The organism is Pseudomonas xanthosomatis (genome assembly GCF_019139835.1).
Taxonomy (GTDB): domain Bacteria; phylum Pseudomonadota; class Gammaproteobacteria; order Pseudomonadales; family Pseudomonadaceae; genus Aquipseudomonas; species Aquipseudomonas fakonensis.
The window spans coordinates 209,341-223,150 of the sequence record NZ_CP077075.1 but is presented as its reverse complement, the minus strand read 5'-3'; the positions used below and the strand labels follow the sequence as shown (position 1 = coordinate 223,150).

Here is a 13,810-nt window from a genome sequence, read left to right as displayed (position 1 = left end):
GCGGGGCACGCCCGCCCCCACGAAGCGAACCTGCGTGGGAGCGGGCTTGCCCCGCGATTGCGGTTTACTCGGCGACGGCGTTCTTGGCCAGGATCGCGTTGGCCAGTTCCATGTCGCTGGCCTGCACGCCCGGGTTGTCGGCGCGCACCTGGCGCATCGCGGCCTCCAGGAACGGCCCGCGAATGGCGCCGTCGCTGGCGACGAAGCTGCCGGCATCATCCTGGGCGGCAACGATCAGCTTGTGGTCCTTGAACGTCAGGTAGGTCGAGGCGGTGGTGGCGCCCGACGAAATGATGTTGCGCCAGAAACCGTCGGCCATGGCGGCGCCAACGGGCAGCGACAACAGGACAGCGGCTGCGATGGCTTGCTTGAAACGCATGATGAAGCTCCTCGGAGAGTGAGGGTTGTGAGGATGCAACTTGGATCTTGCCCCCTGTGGGCAAGTTCCCGGCGCCACGGGCTATTTGTCGGTTATCCACAGACCCGCAGCACCTCTTCGAGCGAGGTCACACCCTGGCCGATGCGCGCCTGGCCGCAGCTGCGCAAATCAAGCATGCCGTCGGCCTGCGCCTGCTGGCGCAAGGCGGCCAGGTCGGTGTCGGCGGTGATGCGTTCGCGCAGGCCGTGGCTGACGCAGAGCAGCTCGAACAGCCCGGTACGCCCATGAAAACCGGTGCCCCGGCACTGGTAGCACACAGTGCCCGCACCGCGGCACAGCGTACACAGGGTGCGCACCAGGCGCTGGGCCATGACCCCGAGCAGCGTGGCCCGCACCAGGTAGCTGGCCACCCCCAGCTCCAGCAGGCGGGTCACGGCGCTGCAGGCATCGTTGGTGTGCAGGGTCGACAGCACCAGGTGCCCGGTGAGCGCCGCCTGCACGGCCACCTGGGCGGTTTCGCGGTCGCGGATCTCGCCGATCATGATCACGTCGGGGTCCTGGCGCAGCAAGGCGCGCACGCCGTCGGCAAAGCCCAGGTCCAGCGCCGGCTGCACCTGCAACTGGTTGATCGCAGGCTCCAGGCGCTCGATGGGGTCTTCGATGCTGCACAGGTTCACCTGGGGCGTGGCCAGCAAGCGCAGGCTGGCGTAAAGGGTGCTGGTCTTGCCCGAACCTGTGGGGCCGGTGACCAGCACAATGCCCTGGCGTTGCTTGAGCAGCGCCTGCCAGTGCTCCAGTAACTGGCCTTGCAGGCCGAGGCTTTGTAGCGTTTCGTGCTGCTGGCGGGCGTCGAACAGGCGCAGCACCAGCTTTTCGCCGAAGGGCGTGGGTAGTGTCGACAGGCGCATTTCCACCTCGAGCCCGCCAGGCAGGCGGCTTTTCAGGCGGCCGTCCTGCGGGCGGCGCTTTTCGGCCACGTCCATGCGCCCCAGGTGCTTGAGGCGGCTGACCATGGCCAGGGCGACACCCGCCGGAAAGGCGTACACGCTGTGCAGCAAACCGTCGATGCGCAGGCGCAGGTGGCCTTGTTCGCGGCGTGGTTCCAGGTGGATATCGCTGGCGCGCTGTTCGATGGCGTACTGCAGCATCCAGTCCACCAGGTGCACGATAGGCACATCGTCGGCGCTGGCCTGGCCGAGGCCTGCGCCCAGCTCCAGCAGTTGCTCCAGCTCGCCGAGGCGCGCCGGCTGCTGCTGGTCGGCGCCCTGTACTGAATGGGCCAGGCCGAAAAAGGTCGGGGCTAGCTGGCGAATTTGCGCGGGGCTGGCCAGTACCCGGTGCACGGGTTTGCCCAGGCTGCGGCACAGGTCGGCCTCCCATTCGCGCTGGTAGGGCTGGGCGCTGGCCACGGTGACGCCGCTGGCATCGGCCGCGACCAGCAGAATCTGATGACGCTGGGCAAAGGCCGCAGACACCAACCCGCCGACCTGAGCCAGGTCGACCTGCAACGGGTCGATGTGCAGAAAGGGCTGGCCAACCTGCTCGGCCAGCCACTGGCACAAGGTGTTCAGGCTCAGCAGCTGGCCGGGGCGGCAAGGGTCGGCCAGGCCCAGGCCGGCGATCAGTTCGAGCGGGTGTTCGGTGGGTTTGGCCTTGGCCTGGGCGAGGGCTTCGAGGGCGGCCTTGGGTGTGATGCGTTGCCCGGCCAGCAAGGCATCGAGCAGGCGGCGCAGGTCGAGGTCGAGGGTTTGGTTGGCGAACATGGCGGCAGTCCTTGCCAGGGGAACGGACCTGGAAGGCTACCCGGATGGCTTTGCCTGCGTGCGGGCAAAGGGTTTCGGGACTTTGCCGGGCGCCGCCTCAACCGGCCGCGACTTCGGCCAGCGGCGGCATGTTCTCAAGGCTCACGTCAGCCACGCAGACCAGGTTGCGCAGTTTTTGCGCAATCACCTCGGCGCGGTGCCAGCTCAGGCCGCCGATGCCGATGTGCACGTCAAGCCAGTCATCCTGCTGGCTTACCTGCACGCTGTGGGGGGTGAGGAACTGCAGGGCGAACAGGTTCAGCACCCGGCACAGGCTGTCTGGCTCGGCCTCGGCCTGCAGGCGGTAGTGCACGGTGCTGTGGGCGGTGCTGGCAGCCCAGGCGTCGAGGCGGGGGGAGGCGAGGGGCCGTTCGAGTGCGTTCATGCTGGGTCTCCGCGAAAGTGGGGAAATTCTTGCACGCTGAACGGGGTATTGTTTCGCTATGATTCGGTCGATTTGGCTGCTGTGCGAATTATGTGATTCGCAAAAACGTATTTTCAGGAATCAATCATGCAAAGCGAACTGGATGCCTTTGATCGTCGAATCCTCGAGCTGCTGCAGGAGGACGCGTCGCTTTCCAGCGCGCAGATCGCCGAGCGTGTGGGGCTTTCGCAGTCGCCATGCTGGCGGCGCATTCAGCGCTTGCGCGAGGAAGGGGTGATTCGCGGGCAGGTGACCCTGCTGGACCGCAAGAAGGTGGGCCTGAACACGCAGATCTTCGCCGAAGTGAAACTCAACGCCCACGGGCGTTCGAACTTTGCCGAATTCACCGAGGCGATCCGCGGTTTCCCGGAAGTGCTGGAGTGTTATGTGCTGATGGGCTCGGTGGACTTCTTGCTGCGCATCGTTACCTCGGATATCGAGGCCTATGAGCGCTTCTTCTTCGAAAAGCTGTCGAACGTGCCGGGTATTCAGGAAGTGAATTCGATCGTGGCGCTTTCCGAGATCAAGAGTACGACGAGTTTGCCCTTGGGGCGCTAACGGCCCCATCGCGGGCAAGCCCGCTCCCACAGGGATCGCATGCCTTGGGGCCTGCGCTGAACCTGTAGGAGCCGGCTGGCCGGCAATGAGGCCGGCCCATGCAGTGCACTACCCGTGGGAGCGGGCTTGAACTGCGATGTGCGGCCTCAAGCCTTGAGCAAATGCTTCCACGCGCGGTTCTGCTCGATGGCGCGGGCCTGCTCGATGCGCGCTTCCAGCAGCTCGCTCTTGTCGTCCTCGCCCAGCGGTTGCTCGGCCAGCTCGTGCAGCTTGTTCAGCTCGCCATACAGGCGGTCTTGTTGCGGCACGTCGAGCACTTGGCGGGCGTGGTGCAGCCAGGCCAGGATGCCTTCGATGCGCGGCAGCTGCTCGCCCAGGTCCTCCGGGCGCTGCACGTACAGCGGCAGCTTCAGGGCGCGGGCTTCTTCACCCAGCTGATGGTGCAGCCAGCTGGCCAGCTGCGCCTTGCCCTGGCGCTCGCCACGACCCTTGCGTTCCACGGTCCAGGCGCGGGCGGTCAGCCAGCGTGCGGTTTCCAGCGAGAACTGGCCCCAGCGCGGGTCTTCCAGCTCTTCGGCGAACTGCTCGGGGGCGGCGCGGCGGATGTCTTCGTCGTCATTGCCGGCCTGTACCAGCGGGCGCCAGTCTTCCAGCAGCGCGTCGAGGCTGGCGCGCAGAGCCTTGGTGACCGGGCGCGGTGCCGCCTGGCCAAGGCTTGCGGTGAGGGCGCGCAGTTCGGCAAGGCAGCGTACCCAGTCCTGCAGCAGGCGCCAGTGGCCGTTGTGGCGGTACTGCTCGGCCAGGCGCTGGCTGCTGCCCAGCAGTTGCCAGGCCAGGGCGGCGTAGGCGTCGTCCAGTGGCATCTCGGCGTGCAGCTCGCTGGCCGGCAGGTCCAGCTCGTAGCTGGCTTCGTCGAGCAGGCGGTAGCCGCGTTCGGCCTTGCTGATGTCGCACGGCATCAGGGCTACGCTCGCTGCCAGTTCGGCGGCCAGCTCCAGCAGGGCTGCCGGGTCGCCTTCGCGCAGTTCAAGCTCCAGCTCGCTGATTTCTTCCTTGCGCTTGCCGACCACCACGAAGCCCTGGTCCAGGGCGGCTTCGATCACCACCTTGGCCTTGCCGCGGCCCCAGGAGATTTCGGCGTACTCGCGGGTGAAGTCGGTGGTGAACAGCGGCTTGATGGTCTTTTTGTCGAGCTCGGCCAGTTGCTCGGGCCAGCAGCTGGCGTCGAGTTTTTTCAGGTCCAGCTTGACCTTGTCCAGCTGCCACTCGTACTCGTTGCGCTCGGACAAGCCTGCCACGCTTTGGCCGCGGCACTTGAGGGTCTGGATGATGACCTCGCCGTCGCGGCGCAGGCGCAGCGCCACACGGGCGGCCGACAGGTCGCGCTCCGGTGTGTCGAAGTACTGGTTGAGCAGTTCGCGGGTCTGCCAGCCGGACTTGTTGCGCTTTTTCAGCAGGGGGTGCTCGCGTAGGGCGGCGAGGGTCTCGCGGCTGGCGCGGAGTTTGAGTTCGGTTTCTTTGTGCATCGCGGGCTCGGAAGGAGGGGCATCGTGGGATGTGAGTCTACAGGAGTCGGGTGTCGCCTGCCGGATTTGGGGCTGCTGCGCAGCCCTTCGCGGGTAAACCCGCTCCTACAGGATGGCGATAACCCTGTAGGAGCGGGTTTACCCGCGAAGGGCCGCACAGCGGCCCCAGGAATGGCTTGCCCTGCGCAGGGAATGGGTTGTTATGATGCCCCCCATGCTTTTGAGGAGTCCGCGCATGCCGTTGCCGTCGCTGAAAGACCAGTTCGCCGCCCTGATCGCCGCACCGTCGGTCAGTTGCACCCAGCCGGCCCTCGACCAGTCCAACCGCGCGGTCATCGACCTGCTGGCCGGCTGGCTGGGCGACCTGGGTTTTTCCTGCGAGATCCAGCAGGTCACCCCGGGCAAGTTCAACCTGCTGGCCAGCCGCGGCACCGGCCCCGGCGGCCTGGTGCTGGCCGGGCACAGCGACACCGTGCCGTTTGACCCGCAACTGTGGCAAAGCGACCCGCTCAAGCTCACCGAGGTCGACGGCCGCTGGGTGGGCCTGGGCAGCTGCGACATGAAGGGCTTCTTCGCCCTGGTGATCGAGGCGGTCACGCCGCTGCTTGAGCACGACTTCAAGCAGCCGCTGCTGATTCTGGCCACCTGCGACGAAGAGAGCTCGATGTCCGGCGCCCGCGCCCTGGCCGAGGCCGGCCAGCCCCTCGGGCGTGCGGCGGTGATCGGCGAGCCCACCGGGCTCAAGCCGATCCGCATGCACAAGGGCATCCTCATGGACCGCATCGACATTCTCGGGCGCAGCGGCCATTCGTCGGACCCGAATCTGGGCCGCAGCGCCCTGGAGGCCATGCACGCGGCCATGGGCGAGCTGATGGACCTGCGCCGCGGCTGGCAGGAAAAATACCGCAACCCGCAGTTCACCGTACCCACCCCGACCCTGAATTTCGGCTGCATCCACGGCGGCGACAATCCCAACCGCATCTGCGGCCAGTGCGCCCTGGAGTTCGACCTGCGCCCGTTGCCGGGCATGGATGTCGAGCAACTGCGCGCGGCCATCCGCAGCAAGCTGGTACCGCTGGCCGAGCGCTTTGAAGTGCAGATCGACTACGCGCCGCTGTTCCCCGAGGTGCCGCCGTTCGAGCAGGCTGCCGACGCGGAGCTGGTGCAACTGGCCGAACGGCTGACCGGCCACCGCGCCGAAGCGGTGGCCTTTGGTACCGAAGCGCCTTATCTTCAGCAGCTGGGCTGCCAGACCATCGTGCTCGGCCCCGGCGACATCGCCTGCGCCCACCAGCCCGGCGAATACCTTGAAATGTCACGTATCGAGCCTACCGTGCGTCTATTGCGTGACCTGGTGCGGCACTATTGCCTGAGCTAAACGTCCACTGACTTCATTCGTCACTGCCTAGAGGAGACCGCGCGTGACCGCAAGCCTGTTCCGACGATGACTTTCGAACGTTGTGCGCCTTTTCGTCTCCGTTCACTTATCCACAGGCCTTGTCATGCCCGATTACGTCAACTGGCTGCGCCATGCTTCTCCCTACATCAACGCCCACCGCGACTGCACTTTCGTGGTCATGCTCCCCGGTGACGGCGTCGAACACCCGAATTTCGGCAATATCGTCCACGACCTGGTGCTGCTGCACAGCCTGGGTGTGCGCCTGGTGCTGGTGCACGGTTCGCGCCCGCAGATCGAAAGCCGCCTGGCTGCCCGCGGCCTGACCCCGCACTACCACCGTGGCCTGCGCATCACCGATGCGGCCACCCTGGACTGCGTGATCGACGCCGTCGGCGCCCTGCGCCTGGCCATCGAGGCGCGCCTGTCGATGGACATCGCCGCCTCGCCGATGCAGGGTTCGCGCCTGCGGGTGGCCTCGGGCAACCTGGTCACCGCACGGCCGATCGGCGTGCTCGAAGGGGTGGACTACCACCACACCGGCGAAGTGCGCCGGGTCGATCGCAAGGGCATCAGCCGGCTGCTCGACGAACGCTCCATCGTGCTGCTGTCGCCGCTGGGCTATTCGCCCACCGGGGAGATCTTCAACCTGGCCTGCGAAGATGTCGCCACCCGCGCCGCCATCGAGCTGGGCGCCGACAAGCTGCTGCTGTTCGGCGCAGAACCCGGCTTGTTGGACGACCAGGGCCGCCTGGTGCGCGAGCTGCGCCCGCAACAGGTGGCACCGCACCTGCAACGCCTGGGCAGCGACTACCAGGGCGAGCTGCTGGACGCCGCCGCCGAGGCCTGCAAGGGCGGCGTGGCGCGCAGCCATATCGTCAGCTATGTCGAGGACGGTGCGCTGCTCAACGAGCTGTTCACCCGGGCCGGGGCCGGAACGCTGGTGTCCCAGGAGCAGTTCGAGGTGGTGCGCGAGGCGACCATCGAAGACGTTGGCGGCCTGCTCGAGCTGATCAGCCCGCTGGAAGAGCAGGGCATTCTGGTGCGCCGTTCGCGGGAGGTGCTGGAGCGTGAGATCGAGCAGTTCAGCGTGGTCGAGCGCGAGGGCATGATCATCGCCTGTGCGGCGCTGTACCCGATTGCCGATTCCGAGGCCGGCGAGCTGGCGTGCCTGGCGGTGAACCCGGAGTACCGCCATGGCGGGCGCGGTGACGAGTTGCTCGAACGCATCGAAACGCGGGCGCGGGCGTTGGGGTTGAACACCTTGTTCGTGCTTACCACCCGTACTGCGCACTGGTTCCGTGAGCGGGGGTTTGCGCCCAGTGGTGTGGAGCGCCTGCCGGCGGCGCGGGCATCGCTGTACAACTACCAGCGTAATTCGAAGATTTTCGAGAAGTCGTTGTAAGTGATCTGCAGGCTGCGCGGGCTTTTGTAGGAGCGGCCCCGGCGATCTCTGCTTGATACACAAATCCTGGGGGTGCCTCGCACCCCTTTCCGACCGGTCCGGCGTCCCGGCAAGGCCGCTCCTACATAGAGAGATCTGTGGGCTGGGGTCAATGAAAAACGCCGCCCTTGTGGGCGGCGTTTTTGTTTACACGGTGTGCAGGTACCAGTTGTACTCAAGGTCGGAGATCGAATGCTCGAACTCCTCCAGCTCGCTCTCCTTGCACGCGACAAAGATGTCGATGTACTTCGGATCGATGTACTTGTTGAGGATTTCGCTGTCGTCCAGCTCGCGCAGGGCATCGCGCAGGTTGTTCGGCAGGCTCTGCTCCAGCTGCTCGTACGAGTTGCCTTCGATCGGCTCACCCGGCTCGATCTGGTTGGTCAGGCCATGGTGAACACCGGCCAGGACCGCAGCCATCATCAGGTACGGGTTGGCGTCGGCGCCGGCCACGCGGTGCTCGATGCGCACGGCGTCCGGCGAGCCGGTCGGTACGCGCAGGGCCACGGTGCGGTTGTCCAGGCCCCAGCTCGGCGCGTTGGGTACGTAGAACTGCGCGCCGAAGCGGCGGTACGAGTTGACGTTGGGGCACAGGAACGCCATGGAGGCGGGCAGGGTCTCGAGCACACCGCCGACAGCGTGACGTAGCGCGGCGTTCTGCTCGGGATCCTCGCTGGTGAAGATGTTGTTGCCATCTTTGTCCAGCACGGAAATGTGTACATGCAGGCCGTTGCCTGCCTGGCCCGGGTAGGGCTTGGCCATGAAGGTGGTGTCCATTTCATGGTCGTAGGCGATGTTCTTGATCAGGCGCTTGAGCAGCACTGCATAGTCACAGGCCTTGAGCGGGTCGGCGACGTGGTGCAGGTTGACTTCGAACTGCGCCGGGGCGCTTTCCTTGACGATGGCGTCGGCCGGGATGCCTTGTTCCTTGGCGCCTTCAAGGATGTCCTGCAGGCAGTCGGCATATTCGTCGAGGTCGTCGATGAGATAGACCTGAGTGGACTGCGGGCGCTTGCCCGAAATCGGCGAGCGTGGCGGCTGCGGGCGGCCGTTCACGTTCTCCTGGTCGATCAGGTAGAACTCCAGCTCGAACGCGGCGCAAATGGTCAGGCCCATGTCGGTGAACTTGCTCACCACCTGGCGCAGCACTTCACGCGGGTCGGCGAAGAAGGGTTCGCCTTCGATCTCGTGCATGGTCATCAGCAGCTGCGCGGTAGGGCGCTTCTGCCAGGGCTCGTTGGAGAGGGTGCCGGGGATCGGGTAGCAGATGCGGTCGGCATCGCCGATGTCCAGGCCAAGGCCTGTGCTTTCGACGGTGGAACCGTTGATGTCCAGGGCGAAGAGGGAGGCCGGCAGGTTGATGCCTTTTTCGTAAACCTTGTGCAGGCTCGTGCGCTCGATGCGCTTGCCACGAACCACACCATTCATATCTGCAATCAGAAGGTCAACGTAGAGAACCTCAGGATGTTCCTTAAGGAACGCGTTCGCTTCGTTAAGCTGAACGGCACGCGGGGGTACCGACATGATGCAACACCTTTGTTGTTAAAAATATCAATCAAGGGGGGCTTGCAACCCCAGTCAATCGGAAAGACCAGGTGAAGTCAAGCCAGCCCCATGATGCCCTTAAATGGCACATCTACGGCAGATTTGCTGCATATCGGGGCGTGCCATTATCCGCTATTTTCGTGTTGAAGGGTTATCCCGGGCAGGGCGTGTTTTATTTTTTACGGAACGGTTGTGTAAAAAAATGAACAAGGCTAAGCTCGGACACAACCCAAAACACAATAATACGAGGGTCACATGGTCCGCCTGTCGAGACCTGAAAACACCGCCTGCACGGTGCGCTCAGGCATATCTCCCGGTTGCCGCCCAGTCATTGCACGTTTGCAACACTGCCGTGTTGTACTGGCCGCAATAATTGACGGTTTGCACAAAAAGGCCATGCCGCGTAACGCTTTAGCACCACTCTTCCTTTCTATCTGCCCTCGGTTTCCAGCCCGGACACACTTTTATCGAGTGTATCCACTGTCGTCCTGCGCGGGGGTTTTTGCTTTAGCCATGCACTCCATACAGAATCAAGGCGTGGGCCATTCAAGGCCCCTCGGTGCCCCGTGCGCCGACCCTGAACGACGCCAGGCGTCAACGGCCGCAGGTTGCCGTCAACCGGGCCACATTACCTCCTGAGGTATTTATGAGTAACAACCTCGACCAGCTCACCGATTGGTTGAAAGAGCACAAGATCACCGAAGTGGAATGCCTGATCAGCGACCTGACCGGCATCACCCGCGGCAAGATCTCGCCGACCAACAAGTTCATCGCCGAAAAAGGCATGCGCCTGCCCGAGAGCGTGCTGCTGCAGACCGTGACCGGCGACTACGTCGACGATGACATCTATTACGAACTGCTCGACCCGGCCGACATCGACATGATCTGCCGCCCTGACGAGAACGCGGTGTTTCTCGTGCCATGGGCCATCGAGCCGACCGCCCAGGTGATCCACGACACCTACGACAAGAAGGGCAACCCGGTCGAGCTGTCGCCGCGCAACGTGCTCAAGAAAGTGCTCAAGCTCTACGCCGACAAAGGCTGGCAGCCGATCGTCGCGCCCGAGATGGAGTTCTACCTGACCAAGCGCAGCGAAGACCCGGACTTCCCGCTGCAGCCGCCGGTGGGCCGCTCCGGCCGCCCTGAGACCGGCCGCCAGTCGTTCTCCATCGAGGCCGCCAACGAATTCGACCCGCTGTTCGAGGACGTCTACGACTGGTGCGAACTGCAGCAGCTGGACCTCGACACGCTGATTCACGAAGACGGCACCGCGCAGATGGAGATCAACTTCCGTCACGGCGACGCCCTGCACCTGGCCGACCAGATCCTGGTGTTCAAGCGCACCATGCGTGAGGCCGCGCTCAAGCACAACGTGGCCGCCACCTTCATGGCCAAGCCGATGACCGGCGAGCCGGGCAGCGCCATGCACCTGCACCAGAGCGTGGTCGATGCGGCCACCGGCAAGAACATCTTCAGCAACGAAGACGGCAGCATGAGCGAGCTGTTCCTCAACCATATCGGCGGCCTGCAGAAGCTCATCCCCGAAGCGCTGCCGCTGTTCGCCCCCAACGTCAACTCGTTCCGCCGCTTCCTGCCGGATACGTCTGCGCCGGTGAACGTCGAGTGGGGCGAAGAAAACCGCACCGTCGGCCTGCGCGTGCCGGATGCCGGCCCGCAAAACCGCCGGGTCGAGAACCGCCTGCCGGGCGCCGACGCCAACCCCTACCTGGCCATCGCCGCCAGCCTGCTGTGCGGCTATATCGGCATGGTCGAAGGTATCCAGGCCAGCGCACCGGTGCAGGGCCGTGGCTACGAGCGGCGCAACCTGCGCCTGCCGTTGACCATCGAAGATGCCCTGGAACGCATGGAAAACAGCCGCGCACTGGAGCAGTACCTGGGGGAGAAATTCATCGCCGGCTACGTCGCCACCAAGCGCGCCGAGCACGAGAACTTCAAGCGCGTCATCAGCTCCTGGGAGCGAGAGTTCCTGCTGTTCGCTGTCTGATCAACCCTGAGGCCGCCTGCGGGCGGCTGCCGGAAAATGGAGAGGCACATGAGCGTCAACAACCCGCAAACCCGTGAATGGCAAGCCCTGAGCGGCGAACACCACCTGGCACCTTTCAGCGACTACAAGCAGCTGAAGGCCAAGGGGCCGCGCATCATCACCAAGGCGCAGGGCGTTCATTTGTGGGACAGCGAGGGGCACAAGATCCTCGACGGCATGGCCGGCCTGTGGTGTGTGGCGGTGGGCTATGGCCGCGAAGAACTGGTACAGGCGGCAGAGAAGCAGATGCGCGAGTTGCCGTACTACAACCTGTTCTTCCAGACCGCCCACCCGCCAGCGCTGGAGCTGGCCAAGGCGATCACCGAGGTGGCCCCCGAGGGCATGACCCATGTGTTCTTCACCGGCTCCGGCTCCGAAGGCAACGACACCGTGCTGCGCATGGTCCGCCATTACTGGGCGCTGAAGGGCAAGCCGCACAAGCAGACCATCATCGGCCGCATCAATGGCTACCACGGCTCCACCGTGGCCGGTGCCAGCCTGGGCGGCATGAGCGGCATGCACGAGCAGGGCGGCCTGCCGATCCCGGGCATCGTGCACATCCCGCAGCCGTACTGGTTCGGTGAAGGCGGCGAGATGACCCCGGACGCGTTCGGTGTATGGGCCGCCGAGCAACTGGAACAGAAAATTCTCGAAGTCGGCGAAGACAACGTTGCCGCCTTCATCGCCGAGCCGATCCAGGGCGCCGGCGGGGTGATCATCCCGCCCGAAACCTACTGGCCCAAGGTCAAGGAGATCCTCGCCAAGTACGACATCCTGTTCGTCGCCGATGAGGTGATCTGCGGGTTCGGCCGCACCGGCGAGTGGTTCGGTTCTGACTACTACGACCTGAAGCCCGACCTGATGACCATCGCCAAGGGCCTGACCTCCGGTTACATCCCCATGGGCGGTGTGATCGTGCGTGACAAGGTGGCCCAGGTGCTCAGCGAAGGCGGCGACTTCAACCACGGCTTCACCTACTCCGGCCACCCGGTGGCGGCGGCGGTGGGCCTGGAAAACCTGCGCATCCTGCGCGACGAGCACATCGTCGAGAAGGCCCGCACACAAGTGGCACCCTACTTGCAAAAACGTCTGCGTGAGCTGCAGGACCACCCACTGGTGGGCGAAGTGCGCGGCCTGGGCCTGCTCGGCGCAATCGAGCTGGTCAAGGACAAGGCCACCCGCAGCCGTTACGAGGGTAAAGGGGTGGGCATGGTGTGCCGCAACTTCTGCTTCGACAACGGCCTGATCATGCGCGCGGTGGGCGACACCATGATCATCGCCCCGCCGCTGGTGATCAGCCACGCCGAGGTGGACGAACTGGTGGAGAAGGCGCGCAAGTGCCTGGATTTGACCCTGGAAGCGATCAACTGACGGTCTGCTAGGCTGGCGAGGTGACATTAAGTTGCGACAAGGGGCTGCTTTTGTTGAAACAGCGCCTTGTAACTTGCCAGACTAACGGCTGTTTCAGTCGCCCAGCGCGTGAACCGTGGGGCCTGGCTGCTGAACAGAAGGCTTTGATAATAAATTCTGGAGCAATACGCATGAATAAAATGGGCAAGACGTTGCTGGCCGCCGCCCTGATGGGTGCCATGGCTACCGCTGTTCAGGCTGAAGACAAGGTGTTGAACGTCTACAACTGGTCGGACTACATCGCTCCGGACACCATCGCCAAGTTCGAGAAACAGAGCGGTATCAAGGTCAAGTACGACGTCTTCGACAGCAACGAAACCCTCGAAGCCAAGCTGCTGGCCGGCAAGTCCGGTTACGACATCGTGGTGCCGTCCAACAACTTCCTGGCCAAGCAGATCAAGGCTGGCGTCTACCAGGAACTGGACCGCTCCAAGCTGCCCAACTGGAAGAACCTCGACGAAGACCTGCTCAAGGCCGTGGGTGATGCCAGCGACCCGGGCAACAAGTACGCCTTCCCCTACATGTGGGGCTCCATCGGCATCGGCTACAACCCGGAAAAGGTCAAGGCTGCGCTGGGCGTAGACAAGATCGACTCGTGGGATGCCGTGTTCAAGCCCGAGAACATCGCCAAGCTCAAGAGCTGCGGCGTGAGCTTCCTCGACGCCCCGACCGAAATGCTGCCGGCCGCGCTGCACTACCTGGGCCTGCCAAGCAACAGCACCAAGACCGAAGACCTGAAGAAGGCCGAGGCACTGTTCCTCAGCGTTCGCCCGTCGATCACCTACTTCCACTCGTCCAAGTACATCGGCGACCTGGCCAACGGCAACATCTGCGTGGCCGTCGGCTACTCGGGTGACCTGGAGCAATCCAAGGCCCGTGCCCACGAAGCCGGCGACAAGGTCAAGCTGGACTACATCATTCCGAAAGAAGGCGCCGGTACCTTCTACGACATGGTCGCCATCCCGAAAGATGCCGAGCATAAAGACGCTGCCTATCAGTTCATGAACTTCCTGCTGCAACCAGAAGTCATGGCCGAGATCACCAACGCCGTACGCTTCCCCAACGGCAACAAGGCCGCGACCCAGTTCGTCGACAAGGACATCACCAGCGACCCAAGCATCTACCCGCCTGCTGAAGTGAAGAAGCAGCTGTACGCGATCGCAGCCCCCGAAGCTGCCGCCCAGCGCGTCATCACCCGCAGCTGGACCAAGATCAAGTCGGGCAAGTAAGCCTGATGCGAAGCCCTCTGGGCCGGGGTTTCCCGGCCTGGAGGCCTGAAGAG

Annotated in this window: 11 protein-coding genes; 6 read left to right on the top strand and 5 right to left on the bottom strand. The window is 64.2% G+C overall.

Annotation, left to right across the window (positions count from 1 at the left end; genetic code table 11):
• Positions 1 to 64: 64 nt before the first annotated feature.
• The 3 genes from KSS93_RS00975 to KSS93_RS00965 form a co-directional block, all read right to left on the bottom strand.
• The gene (locus KSS93_RS00975; protein WP_217841252.1) at positions 65 to 379 is read right to left on the bottom strand and encodes a DUF2388 domain-containing protein; all 315 of its coding nucleotides are present in this window, start codon (positions 377 to 379) and stop codon (positions 65 to 67) included.
• A 92-nt stretch (positions 380 to 471) separates the two neighbouring features.
• Positions 472 to 2,142, bottom strand: coding sequence for a GspE/PulE family protein (locus tag KSS93_RS00970; RefSeq protein ID WP_217886791.1), 1,671 nt, complete (start codon positions 2,140 to 2,142; stop codon positions 472 to 474).
• 97 nt (positions 2,143 to 2,239) lie between these two features.
• Positions 2,240 to 2,566, bottom strand: coding sequence for an ACT-like domain-containing protein (locus KSS93_RS00965; RefSeq protein ID WP_217886790.1), 327 nt, complete (start codon positions 2,564 to 2,566; stop codon positions 2,240 to 2,242).
• Positions 2,567 to 2,692: 126 nt separating this feature from the next.
• On the opposite strand from KSS93_RS00965, the gene KSS93_RS00960 reads away from it, so the two are divergent.
• On the top strand, positions 2,693 to 3,163 hold the full coding sequence (locus KSS93_RS00960) for an Lrp/AsnC family transcriptional regulator (RefSeq protein ID WP_217841255.1): 471 nt from the start codon (positions 2,693 to 2,695) through the stop codon (positions 3,161 to 3,163).
• A gap of 146 nt (positions 3,164 to 3,309) precedes the next feature.
• Here KSS93_RS00960 and KSS93_RS00955 read toward each other — a convergent pair whose 3' ends face one another.
• On the bottom strand, positions 3,310 to 4,689 hold the full coding sequence (locus KSS93_RS00955; RefSeq protein WP_217886789.1) for a CYTH domain-containing protein: 1,380 nt from the start codon (positions 4,687 to 4,689) through the stop codon (positions 3,310 to 3,312).
• Between the two features lie 235 nt (positions 4,690 to 4,924).
• Here KSS93_RS00955 and argE point away from each other — a divergent pair, with 235 nt between their 5' ends.
• Complete coding sequence (gene argE / locus KSS93_RS00950; RefSeq protein ID WP_217886788.1) at positions 4,925 to 6,067, top strand: acetylornithine deacetylase; 1,143 nt, start codon at positions 4,925 to 4,927, stop codon at positions 6,065 to 6,067.
• 124 nt (positions 6,068 to 6,191) lie between these two features.
• Complete coding sequence (argA, locus tag KSS93_RS00945; protein ID WP_217886787.1) at positions 6,192 to 7,490, top strand: amino-acid N-acetyltransferase; 1,299 nt, start codon at positions 6,192 to 6,194, stop codon at positions 7,488 to 7,490.
• Between the two features lie 186 nt (positions 7,491 to 7,676).
• Here the strand turns inward: argA and KSS93_RS00940 are convergent, their stop codons facing one another.
• Positions 7,677 to 9,053 carry a glutamine synthetase family protein gene (locus KSS93_RS00940; protein ID WP_217841259.1) on the bottom strand — a complete coding sequence of 459 codons (1,377 nt, stop codon included), beginning with the start codon at positions 9,051 to 9,053 and terminating at the stop codon, positions 7,677 to 7,679.
• Between the two features lie 667 nt (positions 9,054 to 9,720).
• Here KSS93_RS00940 and KSS93_RS00935 point away from each other — a divergent pair.
• From KSS93_RS00935 to KSS93_RS00925, 3 genes are all read left to right on the top strand, one after another.
• The gene (locus KSS93_RS00935; RefSeq protein WP_217841260.1) at positions 9,721 to 11,079 is read left to right on the top strand and encodes a glutamine synthetase family protein; all 1,359 of its coding nucleotides are present in this window, start codon (positions 9,721 to 9,723) and stop codon (positions 11,077 to 11,079) included.
• 48 nt (positions 11,080 to 11,127) lie between these two features.
• Complete coding sequence (locus KSS93_RS00930; protein ID WP_217886786.1) at positions 11,128 to 12,489, top strand: aspartate aminotransferase family protein; 1,362 nt, start codon at positions 11,128 to 11,130, stop codon at positions 12,487 to 12,489.
• A 170-nt stretch (positions 12,490 to 12,659) separates the two neighbouring features.
• A complete protein-coding gene (locus KSS93_RS00925) occupies positions 12,660 to 13,757 on the top strand; it encodes a polyamine ABC transporter substrate-binding protein (protein WP_217886785.1) in 1,098 nt (365 codons plus the stop codon).
• Positions 13,758 to 13,810: the final 53 nt, after the last annotated feature.